General features: G+C 76.2%; 13 protein-coding genes. 4 read left to right on the forward strand and 9 right to left on the reverse strand.

Going from position 1 to position 17016, the window contains the following annotated elements:
* Positions 1–103: 103 nt before the first annotated feature.
* The gene (locus ACGFXC_RS16075; protein WP_351829116.1) at positions 104–337 is read left to right on the forward strand and encodes a DUF397 domain-containing protein; all 234 of its coding nucleotides are present in this window, start codon (positions 104–106) and stop codon (positions 335–337) included.
* An 88-nt stretch (positions 338–425) separates the two neighbouring features.
* Here the strand turns inward: ACGFXC_RS16075 and ACGFXC_RS16080 are convergent, their stop codons facing one another.
* The 4 genes from ACGFXC_RS16080 to eccB form a co-directional block, all read right to left on the reverse strand.
* Positions 426–734 carry a WXG100 family type VII secretion target gene (locus ACGFXC_RS16080; RefSeq protein WP_393713217.1) on the reverse strand — a complete coding sequence of 103 codons (309 nt, stop codon included), beginning with the start codon at positions 732–734 and terminating at the stop codon, positions 426–428.
* A gap of 42 nt (positions 735–776) precedes the next feature.
* Positions 777–1112 carry a WXG100 family type VII secretion target gene (locus ACGFXC_RS16085; RefSeq protein WP_393713219.1) on the reverse strand — a complete coding sequence of 112 codons (336 nt, stop codon included), beginning with the start codon at positions 1110–1112 and terminating at the stop codon, positions 777–779.
* A 212-nt stretch (positions 1113–1324) separates the two neighbouring features.
* Positions 1325–2545, reverse strand: coding sequence for a type VII secretion-associated serine protease mycosin (gene mycP / locus ACGFXC_RS16090; protein ID WP_393713221.1), 1221 nt, complete (start codon positions 2543–2545; stop codon positions 1325–1327).
* An 11-nt stretch (positions 2546–2556) separates the two neighbouring features.
* The gene (gene eccB, locus ACGFXC_RS16095; RefSeq protein WP_393713222.1) at positions 2557–4137 is read right to left on the reverse strand and encodes a type VII secretion protein EccB; all 1581 of its coding nucleotides are present in this window, start codon (positions 4135–4137) and stop codon (positions 2557–2559) included.
* A 252-nt stretch (positions 4138–4389) separates the two neighbouring features.
* Between eccB and eccE the strand changes: the two genes are divergently transcribed.
* The 3 genes from eccE (at position 4390) to ACGFXC_RS16110 (ending at position 9099) form a co-directional block, all read left to right on the forward strand.
* Entirely contained in the window at positions 4390–5664 is a 1275-nt protein-coding gene (gene eccE, locus ACGFXC_RS16100) for a type VII secretion protein EccE (RefSeq protein WP_393713224.1), read from the forward strand.
* Positions 5661–6383 (forward strand): hypothetical protein, encoded by a 723-nt coding sequence (locus ACGFXC_RS16105; protein WP_393713225.1) that lies wholly within the window; start codon positions 5661–5663, stop codon positions 6381–6383. Before eccE ends, ACGFXC_RS16105 begins: the two co-directional genes overlap by 4 nt.
* A 157-nt stretch (positions 6384–6540) precedes the next feature.
* Complete coding sequence (locus ACGFXC_RS16110) at positions 6541–9099, forward strand: SCO5717 family growth-regulating ATPase (RefSeq protein ID WP_393713227.1); 2559 nt, start codon at positions 6541–6543, stop codon at positions 9097–9099.
* Positions 9100–9176: 77 nt separating this feature from the next.
* On the opposite strand, the gene ACGFXC_RS16115 is transcribed toward ACGFXC_RS16110, so the two are convergent.
* The 5 genes from ACGFXC_RS16115 to ACGFXC_RS16135 all read right to left on the reverse strand — a co-directional run bounded on the left by ACGFXC_RS16115 (position 9177) and on the right by ACGFXC_RS16135 (position 16916).
* The gene (locus ACGFXC_RS16115; protein WP_393713228.1) at positions 9177–10136 is read right to left on the reverse strand and encodes a bifunctional riboflavin kinase/FAD synthetase; all 960 of its coding nucleotides are present in this window, start codon (positions 10134–10136) and stop codon (positions 9177–9179) included.
* Positions 10137–10265: 129 nt separating this feature from the next.
* Entirely contained in the window at positions 10266–14942 is a 4677-nt protein-coding gene (locus tag ACGFXC_RS16120) for a hypothetical protein (protein WP_393713230.1), read from the reverse strand.
* A 279-nt stretch (positions 14943–15221) separates the two neighbouring features.
* Complete coding sequence (gene truB, locus ACGFXC_RS16125) at positions 15222–16130, reverse strand: tRNA pseudouridine(55) synthase TruB (RefSeq protein ID WP_351818429.1); 909 nt, start codon at positions 16128–16130, stop codon at positions 15222–15224.
* Positions 16127–16582 (reverse strand): 30S ribosome-binding factor RbfA, encoded by a 456-nt coding sequence (gene rbfA, locus ACGFXC_RS16130; RefSeq protein ID WP_393713232.1) that lies wholly within the window; start codon positions 16580–16582, stop codon positions 16127–16129. Before rbfA ends, truB begins: the two co-directional genes overlap by 4 nt.
* 40 nt (positions 16583–16622) lie before the next feature.
* On the reverse strand, positions 16623–16916 hold the full coding sequence (locus tag ACGFXC_RS16135) for a DUF503 domain-containing protein (protein ID WP_393713234.1): 294 nt from the start codon (positions 16914–16916) through the stop codon (positions 16623–16625).
* Positions 16917–17016 lie beyond the last annotated feature (100 nt).

Below are 17016 nucleotides of genomic sequence, written 5' to 3' on the forward strand. Positions count from 1 at the left end.
CCGGGGGCCGTTTCCGGCGGAACGGGCCCCCGGAGCGCGCGTTGTGCCGATAATCGGCAGCGAAGACCGACGCAGCACCGCACGACCGAGGGAAGGGCCGCACATGGGCACCCAGCAGGAGAAGGACGAGCTGTACGCGCTCGACATCAGCGGCGTCGAGTGGCAGGGGCCGCCCGGGACCAGTCCGGACGAGGAGCGGGTGGAGATCGCCCGGCTGCCCGAGGGCGCGGTGGCGATGCGGTCCTCGCTGGACCGCGAGACGGTGCTGCGGTACACGGCCGCCGAGTGGGAGGCCTTCGTGCTCGGCGCCAGGGACGGGGAGTTCGACCTCACCTGAGGCTGAGCCCGCGCACGCGCGAAGGGGGCGCGCCCGGTGCGGGCGCGCCCCCTTCGCGCTGCGCGTGTCCGCGCGGGCGGACCGGGGCTCAGTAGGCCTCGGTGAACAGGCGGGAGGCCTTCACGTCGGTGGCGCGGTAGTCGCCCTTGCCCTGCTCGATGATCCGGGCGACCTTCTCGAGCTCCTGCTGCATGTGGTCGGCGCTGCGGTGGTACTTGGTCTGGAGGTTGACGTACTCCATGTGCGCCTCACCGTCCCAGGTGTCGGTGACGACCTTGACGGCCGCCTCCATCTCGTCGAGGTCCTTGAGGATGTTCTTCGAGACGACGCGGATGCGGTCCGCCATCTGCTGGACGCTCTCGTACCGTACCCGGGTGTGGCCGTCGTTGCCCGACATGTTCTTCTCCTTCGCGCTGGGTTGCTGGGGACTACGCCGCGATCAGATGCCGTCGAGGGCGGAACGGCCCCCGCCGCCGGCACCGATCGACTGGAACGCGGCGCGCACCTCGTCGTCCTGGGCGTTGGTCAGGTTCTTGGTCTGCGAGACGGCGTGGTGCAGCACGCCGAGCAGCCGGCGGATCTCGTCGTGGTCGATGTTGAGGTCCGACTGGGCCTTCGCGAAGCCGTCGGCGCCGACGCCGGTCCAGCCCGCGCCGACGGTGGCCAGGATGTCGGCCAGCTCGCGGGCCTGGGTGGTCACGGCGCTCGCCGTCTCGGAGATCTTGTTGGCCGCCTTGACGACCGGATCGTCCGCAAGTCCGAAATTGTTCGTCATCCGAAGCTCCTCACTTCTCAATTCCCCGGCAGAGCCGGGGGATCGCGTGGCGGAGCGGACCCGCGCGGCGCGGACCGGAGCCACACGCGCCGCGATTCCCCCTCCGCTTCACGCGTCCCCCGGTCACAGTCGTGAAGCCTGCGGTCACTCTAGTCAGTTCGGGTCACACGCCCAACACCGGTGGCCCGCTTGCGCCGACGAACCATGACCGTTCACTGCAAACGGCGGCGGGAGCGGGCTTCGCGGACCACGGTCGCGGTGGCGGCGATCACCGCGATGAGCACGGCGCCGATGCCGAGGGCGTACGTACCGATCCGCTCCTCGCGTTCCTGGGCGGTCTCGGTGAGCGCCAGCTCGGCGGCGCGGGGGGCGGCCGCCGGGGGCGGGCCCGGGTCCGGGACGGGGGCCCGGGGGGGCTCGGCGTCCTGGGTGACCGCCCGCACCGGGTCCACGACGCCCCATCCGACGTAGTCGTCGCGGCCCTTGACGGACCGTTCGGCGGTGTTCTGGATCTGCCAGACCACCTCCTGCGGGGTCCACTGCGGGTGCTCGGCGCGCAGCAGGGCGGCCACTCCGGCGACGTAGGGCGCGGAGAAGCTGGTGCCGTTGTCCACGCACTGCCCGAAGCCGGGGACGGTGGAGACCATGTCGACCCCGGGGGCGGCGACGCCGATGAAGTCGCCAGGCTGGGAGAACGCCGCCCGCTCGTTGTTGCGGTCGGAGGAGGCCACGGCGAGGACGCCGGGGAAGGCCGCCGGGTAGGTCCGGTGCTTCTGCCCGGAGAGCCCGTCGTTGCCCGCGGAGGCGACGACCACCACCTTGGCGTCCAGGGCCCGTTGGACGGCCCTGGCCAGTTCGGAGTCGGGGGTCAGCGGGGCGTCGGTGTCCTGGGAGATGTTGATGACCTGGGCGCCCTTGGCCACGGCGTGGTCGATGGCCTGGGCGAGGGTGGCCGCGTTGCCGTTGCCCTGGCCGTCGTTCTGACGGATGGGGATGACGGTGGCCTCCGGGGCCACGCCGACGAAGCCGGTGCCCTCCTGGGGGCGGGCCGCGATCAGTCCGGCGACCTTGGTGCCGTGGCCGACGGTGTCGTTGGTGCCGTCGCCGCCCTTGGGGTCGAGGAAGTCCCGTCCGGCGCCGGTGTCGAGGGCGCCGGAGAGCTGCGGGTTGGCCCGGTCGACACCGGTGTCGATGACGGCGATCCGTACGCCCTTGCCCTTGGTCCGCGCCCACAGGGCGTCGAGCATGAGCCGCTGGAGGGCCCAGGGGCGGTCGGCGATTTGCTTCTTCATGGGGAAGGTGCACTCCCCCGCCCCGTCGAGCCCCAGCCCGTACGGGGACCCGGGCGCGGGGGCGGCCGCGGCGGGGGCGCCGCTCAGCGCGACGAGGGCGAACGCGGTGCTCACCAGCACGGCGCGGAAGGTCGGGGGCACGGCCGCTCTCCTCACGAACCCTGGGGCTGACGCGCCGCGTTGGTGTCCAGGCGCGGCCCCTTGGAGAGGAATTCCGACCACGCGATGGGCACCCTGACGGGGACGACGCCACCGTAGCCGAGCCGGATCTGCGCCTGGCTGGCCTCGGGACGGCCGTCTCCGGCGCCGCCGGGCGCCTGGGGGTCGGGAGCCCCGATCTTCGACTGCGCGGCGTCACTGTCGCCGTTGGCCTGGACGGCGTAGCGCAGGCCGGTGTCGGTGACCAGGAACAGCGCGCCGCCGGCCGTGCTCTGGCGGCCCTGGACCTGGGTGTAGAGCAGGCCGGTGCCGGGGGTGACGTAGGAGCTGGTGCCGCTGGCGGCGATGTCGACGGGGAAGCCCGTCCCGGCCCAGGTGCTCAGGGTCTGGCCGCCCTGCCCGTCGACGGAACGCAGCACGTTGCACACGGTGTCGCGGCGCTCGCCGCCCTGCGGGGCGCCGGGCACGTCGGCCACCCGGTTGACCTGCTGGCCGCGCCGGCGCGGCCAGCGGGCGTCGTCCTCGAACGGGGGGGTGTCGGGGTTCAGGGACTGCAGGTCGGTCTCGTGGGGCTTGCCGTGCATGTTGAGGACGTCGGTGGCGGGCGAGGAGATCAGCAGCCAGGCCACGAACTCCGAGACGGGCGCGACCCGGTCGGGCAGGACGACGTAGTGCTGCGTCCCGGAGCCGGTCTGCGCGGTCAGCACCATGCCGACCTTGGCGTCGGCGCTGCCCAGCCCCTGTACGGCGGCGTTCGCGCCCGGCGTGCCGGGCAGCTGCGGGAAGGCCAGGTCGTCGCCGGCGTTGAGGGTGGCCAGCCACTCCTCGGTGACGGGCTGGGGGGTGGCGCCGGTGCCGACCAGGGCGGTGGTGAGCGTCCCGGAGTCCGGCTTGCCCTCCGGGAAGCGGTACTTGGTGCCCGCCGGGTCGACCAGGTACCGCTCCTTGGCCCCGCCCGTGCTCTGCACGTACAGCACCTGGCCCTCGGTGGTGCGGCGCCCGTCGTCGAGGAGTTTCGCCTCGCGGTCGGCGAGGACGAACGCGGCGGTCTGCACCCCGCGCCCGTTGCCGCCGGGCTGCTGGCAGACGGCCCAGCGCTTGGCCTTGCCCGCGTCCTGCCGGGCGGGGAGCCGGTCGGGGGCGTAGGGGATGCCGATGATGGGGCCGCGCGGCGGTTCGCCCGCGTCGAGGACCTTGTCCTCGACCTGGATGACCTTGAACTTCTGCGGGTCGAGGAGGAGCCGCGCGGAAGCCAGGTTGAGCACCGGGTGCAGCCGCGTCTGCTCCTTGCCGCCGGTCTTGGTGGTCAGCACCACGTACCGGGTCGTCGACTGCTTGCCGACGATGACGGCGGTGCCGGGCTCGGCCCAGCCCTTGGGGGCCTGCGGTTTGAACATGCCCCACGCCCCGAAGCCCGCCACCACCAGCGCCCCGATCACCACGGAGGGGACCACGGCGCGCAGCGGCCGGGGGGCGCCCTCCTCCGAGCCGGTGGCGGAGGGCTGGAGGAACGCGGCCACCGTGCGCCGCTTCGCAAAGGTGTACGCGTTGAGCTCATCACGTCGTGATGCCATGACCGCCTGCTTCTCCCCGCCCGGCCCGGTCGGTGGGGCCGCTCCCCGGGCCTTCGTCGTCGGACCGGGGACCTACTATGCCTCTTGACGGAGGGTCGGCAGGGGGCGGGTGGGCTGGGACAGCCGCCGGGCTCCCGGCCGGACCGGGGACATCAGGGCGTGTTGGGGTGGATCGGGGAGGCCCGGGGCCTGGCGGCGGCTGCCGCGGGGCACCGGGGCCGGCGGTCCGCCCCCGAGAGGGGGAGGGCGCGCATGAGTGCCACCGCGACGGAGCCGCGGGCGGCCGCGACCGCACCCGCGCGGGGCGGTGTGACGCCGCAACCGAGGTCGGGTCCGGGCCGCTTCGGCCCGTTCCGATTGCAACAGCTCGTCCTCCTCCAGCTCGCCGCGGGCGCGCTGCTCGTGGCGTGGGTGGTGGAGCCGCTGCTGCTGGTGCCCGCCGGCGCGGCGGCGCTGGTGCTGGTCCTGCTGGCCCTCGTACGCCGCCACCAGCGCTCCCTGCCGGAGTGGATCGGCGGCGCGCTCGCGCTGCGCGCCCGGCGGCGCAGGAGCGCCGCGCTCGCCGTGCCCGCCGGGACCGAGCCGGGGCTGGCGCCGCTGGTCGAGGCCGATCCGGCGCTGCGGACCCTGACGTTCAACGACCGTGACCGGCGCCCGGTCGGGATGGTCGGGGACGGCACCTTCCTGACGGCGGTGGTCCAGGTGGACACCGACGCCACCGCGCTGCGCCCCGGGCGGACGGACCGGCCGCTGCCGCTGTCCGCCGTACGGGACGTCCTCGAAGTGGACGGGATCCGGCTGGAGTCGGCGCAGTTGGTGCAGCACACCCAGCCCGCCCCGGCCCCGCACCTGCCCGAGCGGTCGATGGCGGCCCGCAACTACGGCCCGCTCCAGGCGCAGACCGGCGCTCCCGCGGTCCGGCTGACGTGGATCGCCCTCAAGCTGGACCCGGAGCTGTGTCCGGAGGCCGTCGCCGCTCGCGGGGGCGGTCTGCCCGGGGCGCAGCGCTGCCTGGTGCGGGTGGCGGACCAGCTGGCGAGCCGGCTCGCCGGGGCCGGGTTCCTGGCCACCGTCCTGACCGAGCAGGAGCTGACGGGCGCGCTGGCGACCTCGTCCTGCGCGAACCCGATGGCCATCACCCAGGCCGGACGGGCGGCCGGCACGGGGCGGCGCACGCAGGAGACCCCGCGGACCTGGCGTTGCGACGACCGGCGGCACACCACGTACTGGATAGCCCGCTGGCCGCAGCTGGGCGGCGGCGACGCCGGGCTGCCGCAGTTCGTGGCGCTGCTGACGTCCCTGCCGGCGCTGGCGACCAACTTCAGCCTCACGATGGCCCCTGCCGAACGGCGGGGCGTGACGCTGACCGGGCACGTACGGGTGACCGGGCGCAGCGACGAGGAGCTCGTCGCGGCCCGGCGGGAACTGGAGCGCACGGCGCGGGGCGTGAAGACCGGGCTGGTCCGGCTCGACCGGGAACAGGTGCCGGGGCTGCTGGCCTCGCTGCCGTTGGGAGGCGCACGGTGAGGAGCCCGCTGAGGGGCCCGCTGCGGGGCGGTTTCGGGCTGGCCGGCCCGCGCCGGGAGCGGCACGTGGTGGCGGCGGCCGATCTGGACGCGCTGGCGGTGCCCGTCGGGGACGACGGGGTCGTCATCGGCGTGGACGCGCAGGGCCGTCCGGCGGTGCTCGGCGTGAACCGGCCGACGCCGTACGAGGTCACGCTGATCGGTGGTCTGTGGACGGCCCAGGTGCTGGCGCTGCGGACCGCCGCGACGGGGGCCCGGGTCGCGGTGGAGACCGGGCGCGGGCAGGTGTGGTCCGCCCTGGCCCAGGCGGCCGGCGGCGGACAGCAGTGCGTGACCCTGCACGACGTGGGGCGGGTGCCGCCGCAGGGCGCGTCGGCGGGCAGCCCCGTCCTGGTGATCCGGGACTGCGGGATGCGGCCGCCGCGCGGACGGGTGGTGGCGGGGCCGTGGCAGTCGGTGCTGACCCTGCTGCCGTACCTGAGCCCGACGGCGCCGCGGCTGCTGCGGAACTCCTCGCTGGTGGGGGTGCAGCGGGTGTCCCCCGACGAGGCGGAGCGGATCGGCGCGCTGATGGGGCTGCCGGGGGCGGCGGTGGAGTCCCTGCCGACCCTGGGGGACGGGGTGACGCTGTGGTGCACGCGGCGGGACCGCACGTTCGTGATGACGCGCGGCACGGAAACGGAGACGGGCCTGCTGGGCGCCGCGCGGCGGATCGACTGAGGGACGGGAATGACGGTTGCTCAGGGACCGGGCGGCCTGTAGGCAGGAGTGCGGGGGCGCGACCTCGGGGCTTGCGGAGCGCGGGGCGCGATTAGGCTGAGCGCGGGCGCGGCGTCGAGGTGGGCGCCGACCGGTGTTCGACAGACCAGGAGGACCAGTGAGCGGCGATCGGAACGAGAGGCGCGGCGGGACGTGGGACGTCCCGACGGACGATCAGTCCGACGCGGAGCCCGATGTGACGGGCGAGTTCACCATCGACTACACCCCGCCGGCCTGGTACACGCAGGGCGCGCCCGCGCCGGCCGCGCCGGTGCCGGGGGTTCCCGGACTGCCCGGGCTGCCCGAGGGCAGCGGCTTCGAGCCCCACCGCCCGTCGGACGTGGTGTCCCCGCCGACGATGCGCATCGCCCCGCCGGCCCCGCGCCCCCCGGCCGACGTCCTGCCGGACGCGGCCGACGCGCCGCCGCCCCCGGGCCCGGGTCAGAACCCGGCCGACGCGCCGCCGCCCCCGGGCCCGGGTCAGAACCCGGCCGCCGCACCGCCGCCCCCGCCCACCGCCGAAGCCCCGGCGCCGTACCCGGCCCAGGGCGAAGCCCCCGCGCCGTTCCCCGGAGCGGGGCAGGCCGAAGCCGCCCCGCCGTACCCGGCCCAGGGCGAAGCCGCCCCGCCGTACCCGGCCCAGGGCGAAGCCGCCCCGCCGTACCCGGGCCCGGGCGAAGCCCCCGCACCGTTCCCCGGAGCGGGCCCGGGCGAAGCCGCCCTGCCGTACCCGGGACAGGGCCCGGCCCCGGCCGACGCCCTGCCGTACCCGGGCCCGGGTCAGAACCCGGCCGGCGCGCCGCCGCCCCCGCCCACCGCCGACACCCCCGCGCCGTACCCGGCCCAGGGCGAAGCCCCCGCGCCGTTCCCTGGAGCGGGGCAGGGCGAAGCCGCCCCGCCGTTCCCGGGCCAGGGTCAGAGCCCGGTCGACGCCGAAGCCCCCGCGCCGTACCCGGGACAGGGCCCGGCCCCGGCCGACGCGCCCCCGTTCCCGGGCCAGGGTCAGAGCCCGGCCGACGCGCCGCCGTTCCCGGGCCCGGCCGCCGCGCCGACGCCCCCGCCCACCGCCGACACCCCCGCGCCGTACCCGGCCCAGGGCGAAGCCCCCGCGCCGTTCGCCGGACGGGGCCCGGCGGGGGCGGCCGACGCCCCGGCGCCGTTCCCGGGGCCGGCGGATGCCGGTGCGCCCGTACCGGCTCCCCCCGCTCCCCCGGAAGGGACTCCGCAGGGACCGTACGCCGCCGCGCCCGCTCCCGCGGATCCTCCGTTCGGGGGACCCGGGGGTGAACTGCCGCCGCTGCCGCCCGCGTTCCCCTCCTCGGGGCCGCCCCAGGGGTACGGGTTCCCGCCCGCCGGCCAGCAGCAGCAGCAACCCCCGCAGGGCTACGGATTCCCCCCTCAGCAGGCCCCCGCCGACCCCCGCGCCGCCGCCTGGGCCCCGCAGCCGCAGGCCCCCCAGCAGCCGCCGCAGGCTCAGCCGCAGCCGCCGCAGGGCCCGTACCAGCAGCAGCCCGGCCAGGGCCCCGGCGCACCGCTCGGCTACACCGCCGCCGTCGAGCTGTCCTCGGACCGCCTGCTGCGCGCGAAGCAGAAGCCCAAGCCCGCCCGCTCCGGCTTCCGCTTCGGCGGCAAGGCCGCCGAGGCCGACCGCCAGCGCAAGCTCGAACTGATCCGCACCCCGGTGATGTCCTGCTACCGCATCGCCGTCATCAGCCTCAAGGGCGGTGTCGGCAAGACCACGACCACCACTGCCCTCGGCGCGACCCTGGCCACCGAGCGTCAGGACAAGATCCTGGCCATCGACGCGAACCCCGACGCCGGCACCCTCGGCCGCCGGGTCCGCCGCGAGACCGGCGCCACGATCCGGGACCTGGTCCAGGCGATCCCGTACCTGCACTCGTACATGGACATCCGGCGGTTCACCTCCCAGGCCCCGTCCGGCCTGGAGATCATCGCCAACGACGTGGACCCGGCGGTCTCGACGACCTTCAACGACGAGGACTACCGCCGCGTCATCGAGACGCTCGGCCGCCAGTACCCGATCATCCTCACCGACTCGGGCACCGGGCTCCTCTACTCCGCCATGCGCGGCGTCCTGGACCTGGCCGATCAGCTGATCATCATCTCGACCCCGTCCGTGGACGGCGCGAGCAGCGCCAGCACCACCCTGGACTGGCTCTCCGCCCACGGTTACGCGGACCTCGTCTCGCGCTCCCTCACCGTGATCTCCGGGGTCCGCGAGACCGCCAAGATGATCAAGGTCGAGGACATCGTGCAGCACTTCGAGACCCGCTGCCGCGGCGTCGTCGTCGTGCCGTTCGACGAGCACCTCGCGGCCGGGGCCGAGGTCGACCTCGACCTGATGCGTCCGAAGACGCGGGAGGCGTACTTCACCCTCTCCGCCCTGGTCGCCGAGGACTTCGGACGCGCCCAGCAGCAGGCCGCGCAAGCCCACTGGGGCGCGCCCCAGCAGGCGCAGCAGCCCCAGCAGCCCCAGCCCTACCCGCAGCAGGCGCCCCAGCCGCCCCAGGCCTACCCCCAGCAGGCCCCGCCGCCCGCAGGTCCCTACCAGCAGCCGCAGCAGCCCCCGTACGGCGGCGGCCAGCCCTACCCGCAGCCCGGACAGCCCTGGCAGCAGCCCCCGGGCCAGCCCCCGCGCGACCCCCGCCTCGGCTGAGGGCCGCGCGCGAGAGGGCCCGTACCGTCCCCGGGGACGGTACGGGCCCTCTCGTTCGTGGGTGCCCGGCTCAGCGCTCAGCGCTCGGCGTCGTCGTACGTCTCCGTCAGCACCCGCGCCCGCTTCACGTCGTCCGCGATGGCCTCCAGCAGCCCCTCGAGCGACTCGAACTTCGCCATGCCCCGCACGTAGGCGAGGAAGTCGACCGATACGTGCATCCCGTACAGGTCCAGCCCCACGCGGTCGATCGCGTACGCCTCCACGGTCCGCTCGGTGGCGTCGAACTGCACGTTCGTCCCGACCGAGATCGCCGCCGGCATCCGCTCGCCGTCCGCCGTCAGCCAGCCCGCGTACACCCCGTCGGCCGGGATCGCGGTGTGCGGCTGCGTCTCGACGTTCGCCGTCGGGTAGCCGAGCTCGCGGCCGCGCTGCGCTCCGCGCACCACGACGCCTTCGAGCCGGTGCGGACGGCCGAGGATCTCGGCCGCACCCTCCATGTCGCCCTCGGCTACGAGCTTGCGGGCGAGAGTGGACGAGAACGGCACCCCGCCGCCCGCCTCGCCGCGCTCCACCAGGTCCACGACCTCGACCTCGTAGTCGTAGGTGGCGCCCAGCTCGCGCAGGAAGTCGACGTTCCCGGCGGCCCGGTGGCCGAAGCGGAAGTTCGGGCCCTCGATGACGGCCCGCGCGTGCAGCTTGTCGACCAGCACCTTCACGATGAAGTCGGCCGGGGACAGCTGGGAGAACTCCGCCGTGAAGGGGAGGATCAGCAGGGCGTCCACCCCGAGGCCCGCCATCAGCTCGGCGCGGCGGTCGTAGGGGGCCAGGATCGGCGGGTGGCTGCCCGGCCGGACGACCTCGCTGGGGTGCGGGCTGAAGGTGACGACGACCGAGGGCACGCCGAGCGCCCGCGCCTTCGCCACGGCCCGTCCGATGATCAGCTGGTGTCCCCGGTGCACACCGTCGTAGGAGCCGATGGTGACGACGCTGCGTCCCCAGTCCTGGGGGATGTCCTCCAAGCCACGCCAGCGCTGCACTGTGACCGCTCCTCGCCCGAACCGTTGAGTCCCTGAACTGCTTGCCGATTGCAGGTCTAAGACTGCCATGTCCGTGGCCGGGGCCCCGCATCGGCGTCCGGCTGGGGCGCCGATGGGCCGCGGGAGGACTCATGTGACCTCCGGTGCGGTCCTGCTGAGTCCCTCCAGCGTGCGCCGGGCTCCGGGCCCGAGCAGCGCCGCGGCCTCCGCCCCGGCGTCCGCGAGCCAGCGGCCGACGAGGGCGCCGAAGGCCGGTTCCGTCCGGGCCAGCCCGACCGTGCGGTGCTCGAAGACGGCGGGCCCGCCGGGGAGGCACAGCAGCCGCCGACCGGTGCGGCGCAGCAGCTCGCGCGTGCGCTCCTCCGGGCGTGCGGGCGTCGCGGCGGCGAGGGCCTCCAGGAAGGCGCCCAGGACCGCCGGATCGGGCTCCTCGCGCAGCAGTACGCCGGCCAGCTCGCCCCGCAGCGTCCGCGAGGGTTCGCCGCCCGGTGCGGCCAGGACCCGGGCCAGCTCGGCCCGGACCGGCGGCGGGGCGGTGCGCAGCCAGTCCAGTACGAGGGGCCGCAGGACCGGTCCGGCGGCCGGGCCCTGCTCCAGGCGCCGGTCGGCGAACGCGGCGGCGTGCGGGGCGTCCTCGGGGCGGGCCGCGAGGTGTTCCCGTACGAGGTCGGCGGCGCGGCGGGCCAGGCCGGGGGTGGTGAGCGCGGCCAGCGCGCGGAGCACCTCCCCGTCGGCCCGGGCCCGCAGCGCGGCGAACACCGCGTCCTGGTCGGGCAGTACGGGCAGCGCGGCGACCAGCGCGGTGGCGGGCAGCCGGCTGCCGTGCGCGGGGTCGCGGAAGCAGTCGAGCGCTTCGGGCAGGTAGCGGGCCCGTACCTGGGGGTCGCGGAGCAGCACGGCGAGGGCGCTGCCGTGCAGGGTGACGTCCCCGGGGCGGGCGAGGAGCGCCTGGGCGGCGTGGCGCAGCAGCTCGCGGTCGGCGGGGGTGCGCACGTGCGGGGCGGTGGCCAGTCCGTACGCGGCCGCGGCCACCCGCCGGCCGGGGCGTTCGTCGTGAGCCCAGCGGTCGACGGCGCGGGAGAGGGCGGAGGGCTCGTCCTCGGCGAGGACGGCGAGCAGCTCGTCGGCCCGGGGGTGCGCGGCGCGTACGAGGGCCTCGGCGAGGTCGTCGACGGCGAGGGCGCGGTGGGTGTGCAGGAGGGCCTGGGCGGCGGTGGCGACGGTGGCTCCGGGGCGGCCGCGGAGCCTGCGTTCGTCGGTGAACCAGGCGCAGATCAGGGGCAGCACGAGCTGCGGGGAGCGGGCGAGGCGGCGGGCCGCGGCCTCCAGGTAGTGGTGGTCGGAGGGCAGCAGGCGGCGCAGCAGGTCGAGGCGGTCGGACTCGGGCAGCCTAAGCCGGTTCCAGAACCGGCCGTCGAACGCGCCGGGGCCGGCCCGGGCCACGTGCTCGGCGAGGGCGTGCAGGACGGGCAGCTGGGGGGCGGCGTCGGCGGCGCCGAGCAGGGTGCCGCGCAGCAGCCGTGCGGCCCACCAGACGCGGTCGGGGTGGACGGGGCCGTGTTCGGTGAAGGCGTTGAGGGCGCCGACCAGGCGGGTCAGGCAGCTGCGGACCTCGGGGGCCGGGAGCCGCCGCAGGGCCTCCAGGACGGGCCCGGCACGGTGGCGGGGCACCGGCGGGCCGGGGGTGGCGGGGCCGTGGTGCACGAGGGCGTCCAGGGCGGTGGGGACGTCGAGGTGGCCGGCCTGGAGCCAGTCGGCGAACTCCTCGTGGGCGAACCGGTAGCCGGCGCCGGCGGGGACGAGCAGGCCCTCGGTGAGCACGGCGGAGGCCCAGCCGGTGCGCCAGGGGAACAGTTCCTCGAAGGCGGCCCGGTCCAGCTGCCCCTGCCCGGGACCGAGGCAGCGCCGCGCGGCCTCGTGCACCCGCCCGGCCACCCGCACCGCCAACCGCCGCACCCCGGGCCCGTACACCCGCCCACCACCCACCTCCTCGAACCCCCCGCCCCGGCCCGCGCCCGCCGCCACGAACCCGCCGCCCGAACCCGCGCCCGGCCCGTTGCACCCGGCACCCGAGCCCGCGAACCCGGCCCCGGCGCCCGCTCCCGAGCCCTCGAACCCGCCACCCTCGCTCGCGCCCAGCCCGTTGCACCCGGCTCCCGAGCCCGCGATCCCGGACCCGGCGCCCGCTCCGTCGAACCCGCCGTCCCAGCCCGCGCCTGGCCCCTCGGACATGGCGCCCGCCTCGCCGGGGGACCCCCTGTCCGCCGGGTCTTGGAACCCCGTGCGACCGGAGCCACCCGCATCCACGCGCCCCCTGGCACTTTCGGACTCCGTGTCGGCCCCGGCGCCCTCGGCACCCCGACCCGTCCCAGCGGACCCGGCACCCTCGGCAGCGCCGACGCTCCGGTCACCGTCAGCCCGCCCGACGTCTTCGGCGCCCCCGACAGTCCCTGCGCACCCGGCACCGCCGGCCCACCCGACACCCTCGGCACCCCCACCGGTCCCGGCCCGCCCGGCGCCCCCGGTACCGCCGACCGTCAGGGCACCTCCGTCACGCCCGGCACCCCAGGCACGCCCGGCACCGCCGACGCCCTCGGCACCCCGCGCGCCCGCCGCTGCCGCGTACCCCGAGAGGTCGCTCCGCGCGGACCCCGCAGTACCGCCGGAGTTCCCGGCACCGGCACCGGCACCCGCAGGATCCCGGGGAGCCCCGGAAGCCGCCGTGTCCCAGAATCCCGCAACGCCGCCGGGGTCCTCGGCGCCCCCGCCGCCACCGCCGGCTCCGGCGCCACCCTCGTGTCCCGCCCGGTCGCTCCGCTGGGACCCCGCACCCGCACCGCCGGCAGCGGGATCCCGGGGAGCCCCGGAGGCCACCCGACCCCAGGACCCCGCAGCGCCGCCGGACTCCCCGGCGGGCTCGGGATCCGGGGCACCCCGGTGCCCGGGGCCGCCCGGGCCCGCGCACCCCGCGCCGCCCTCGCTCGCGCACCCCCCACCCCCGGTGCCGCCACAGCCCGCGGCGCCCCCGGGGCCCCGGGAGCAACCCGGGTCGGGGTCGCCGCGCCCGGCGCCCCGGGACGCGGCCGCACCGGGCCCACCGGGGTGCCCGAGGTCCCCCGGCCCGCCGGGAGCGGCGCCGCCGGCCGACGCCCCGGAGCCCGGCCGGGGGGTGCCTGCGCGGCCCACCCCGCCCCCCGGCCAGGCCCCGGTCGGGGGGCGCCGGTCGTCGTCGGCGGCGGCGGCGATGCGGACGGCGACACGCAGGGCCACCAGGTCCAGGTGCGCCGCGAAGACCTCGTCGCGCCCCGGCCGCCCCGCCGTGACCTCGGCGGCACGGATCCCGGCGAGCAGGCTCAGGGTGAGGGGGTGCCGGGCGTCCGCCGCCCGCACGGCGTCGTCCGGAATCCCCAGGCGGGCGCGGGCGGTGGCCGCCTCGGCCGGCGTCAGGTCCGCGACGGGCAGCGCGGGCGGCAGCCGCCGGGCCGGGCGGTCCGGGGTGTGCAGCGCCCCGGGCGGGTACAGCGCCCCGGCCCCCTCCCAGTACTCGGGCCGGGCGGCGACGACCAGCCTGGTCCCGGTCCCGCGCAACCACCCGGCGGTGGCCGCGGTCCACGGCCCGAGGCGGTGCGCGAGCTCCGGCGGCATCTCCTCGGGGCCGTCCAGCACCACCAGCAGCGCCCGCCCGGCGGCGCCCGCGAGCCCGGCGACCCGTTCGGCCGTGCTCCGCTCCACCGGCCCCCCTCCCCCGGCGCCGACGATGCGGGCCGCCGCCGCGAGCGCCCGCGTGACGGCGTCGGCCAGCGAGGCGTCGCCCGCGCGCAGGTCCGCCCCGCGCAGCCAGAGCGTGGGCGCGGGGCGGGGCCCGCGCGCGCGGTCGGCCGCCAGGGCGGCGAGGGCGGTGGTGCGGCCGGTGCCGGGAAGGCCGACCAGGCCGAGCACCGGGCGGTCCCCGGCGGTGAAGGCGGCCAGTCCGGCGGCGATGCCGGGACGGTGGACGGGTTGCGGCGCGGGCCCGGCCCCGACGGCCGCGGGGAACGCCGAGCCGAGGGTGATCGCGGTCAGCTCCAGCGCGCCGGCGAGGTTGAGGTCGGCCCCGTAGCCCGGCACGGTGGCGGAGTTGCGTTGCAAGAGGTCGGCGAGGGGACCGCCGGGCGCGGCCGCGGCGGCCGCGCGCAGGGGGACGGCGAAGCTGCCGGAGCGGTGCTCCGGGGCGAGAGCGGTGCCGAGGACCGCGAGCACCGCTCCGGTGTCCGCGTCGAGGACCGGCCCCCCGCAGGCACCGCCGCCGTGCCTCAGGGCGTCCCGGCCGTCCGTGCCGATCGCCAGCTCGACGGTGGCGGGGAGCAGGTGGGCGCGGTCCGCCGCGGTGTAGGTGACCTCCGCGCCCGCCATGAGCACCCGCGCCTGGCGCCAGCCCCGGGCGGGGAGGCGTACGTACGTGCCCGGAGCGATCACCTCGCGCATCGCGACGGGCAGCGGCCGCAGCCCCAGCCCGTCGGTGCGCACCAGGGCCAGTCCGAGTTCCGGCAGGGCGGTGACGTCGGCCGGGCGCGCCGGCCAGCGCCGGTCCCCCGGGCCGTGCAGCACCACCGGGGCCGGTCCGTCGACGGCCGCGTGGCTGGTGATCACCGTGCCGCGGTCGTCGGCGACGAACCCGCCGCCGCGCGGACGCCCGGCCTCGTCGCAGACCCGTACGAGCTCCGCCGCACCCGCGCGGTCCCCGCCCCCGCCGGAACCCGCGCCCGCGCCGGAACCACCGGGCTCCGCCCCGGTACCGCGCTCACCGCTCGTGACCTCGTCCGTCATCGCCGCACCACTCCCCTGCCGCGGGACCCGTGGTCATGACGGTAGGCAAGTGAAGATCAGCGCGAAAAGCACGCGGGGCGAACGCGCCCCCCTACGCTCCCTCCATTCACTCCGAGCGCCTGCACGGACGGGTGAATACGGAGCTCCGGGTGGACAAAGACCTACCCGAGGGGGGTCGTGGAGCGGTGAACAGCAGTCCATGTGTCCTCACCGCTCCACGTCGAAACTCCGAGGCTCCGCGGCGCAGAGCCCGCCGCAGCGGCAGGGCCCGCCGTCGCCTCAGACGAAGACCGCCAGCGACTTCGCCTTGCCGCCCTTGCTCTCCACGAGCCCGAGCAGCTGCCCCTGCGGCCCGTACACGGCGACCGTCCGGCCCTCCTGGTACGCGTCCGGCATCTCGATCCGCACTCCGTTGGCGAGCAGCGAGGCCCGCCGGGAGTCCAGGTCCCAGCGCGGGAACGCGGCCGCGGCGGCCTCGCCGATCGGCATGACGGTCAGCTCCTCCTGGAGCTGGTCCAGCGTCCGCGCCCGGTCGAGCTTGTAGGGGCCCACCCGCGTGCGCCGCAGCGCCGTCAGGTGGCCGCCGACGCCGAGGTCGGCGCCCAGGTCGCGGGCGAGCGCGCGGATGTACGTACCGCTGGAGCAGACCACGGAGACGACGAGGTCGACGACCTTGGTGCCGTCCTCGGCCTCGGCCTCCCGCATGTCGTAGACCTGGAACGACGAGATGGTCACCGGCCGGGCCGGGATCTCGAAGTCCTCGCCGTCACGGGCGCGCTTGTAGGAGCGCACGCCCTTGATCTTGATGGCGCTGACCTTCGACGGGACCTGCATGATCTCGCCGCTCAGCTTGGCGATCCCCGCGTCGACGGCCTCCCGGGTCACCCCGGAGGCATCGGCCGACGAGGTGATCTCGCCCTCGGCGTCGTCCGTGAGGGTGTACTGCCCGAGACGGATCGTCCCGAGGTACTCCTTCTCGGTCAGCGCGAGGTGGCCGAGAAGCTTGGTGGCCTTCTCGACGCCGAGGACGAGGACGCCCGTCGCCATCGGGTCGAGGGTGCCTGCGTGGCCGACGCGACGGGTCTTGGCGATCCCGCGCATCTTGGCGACCACGTCGTGCGAAGTGAAACCGGACGGCTTGTCGACGATGACCAGGCCGTCCGGAGTCTTCCCTGCTTCGGTGCTCATTCCGCGGCTGCGTCCTCGTCGTCCTCGTCCTCGCCCGGCTTCTTGTACGGGTCGGCCTCGCCGGCGTACTGGGCGCCGGAGGAGACCTCCCGCACCTGGGCGTCGGAGGAACGCGCCTTGTCGAGGAGGTCCTCGATCGTCTTGGCGTTCTCCGGCAGGGCGTCCGCGACGAAGGTCAGGGTGGGCGTGAACTTGGTTCCCGCCGCCCGGCCCACCGCGGAACGGAGCACGCCCTTGGCGCTCTCCAGGCCCGCTGCCGCGCTGGCCCGGTCCTCGTCGTCGCCGTAGACCGTGTAGAAGACCGTGGCCTCCCGCAGGTCGCCGGTGACCCGGGTGTCCGTGATGGTCACGTGCGTACCGAGGCGGGGGTCCTTGACGCCGCGCAGCAGCTTCTCGGCCACCACCTCCCGGATGAGGTCCGCCAGCTTCTTCGCCCGCGCATTGTCGGCCACTGGTCCGTCTCCTTCTTCTGTCTTGCAGACAAGCTCTAAGTCAGTCTTCATCACCGTGGTACCGCCGTCTCACGGACAGCAGTTCCACTTCCGGACGCGCCGCGACCAGCCGTTCACAGCGGTCGAGCACGTCCGATACGAACCCCGCGTCCCCGCTCACCAGGGCCACCCCTAGGCGGGCCCTGCGATGCAGGTCCTGGTCTCCCACCTCGGCCGCGCTCACGGAGAACTTGCGCTGGAGCTCGGCGACGATGGGCCGGACGACGGAGCGTTTCTCCTTCAGCGAGTGGACGTCGCCGAGGAGCAGGTCGAAGGACAAGGTCCCCACGTACATGCAGTTCCGGATGTCCCGCCGGTTCGGGTTAGGTGGCCCGCCGGGCCGTCACCCGGAGGGTTCTCCCGGCCGCCGCGCGCCCGGGTCATCAGAACCGTAC

Origin of the sequence: Streptomyces sp. NPDC048507 (genome assembly GCF_043199995.1) — a bacterium.
Lineage (GTDB): Bacteria > Actinomycetota > Actinomycetes > Streptomycetales > Streptomycetaceae > Streptomyces.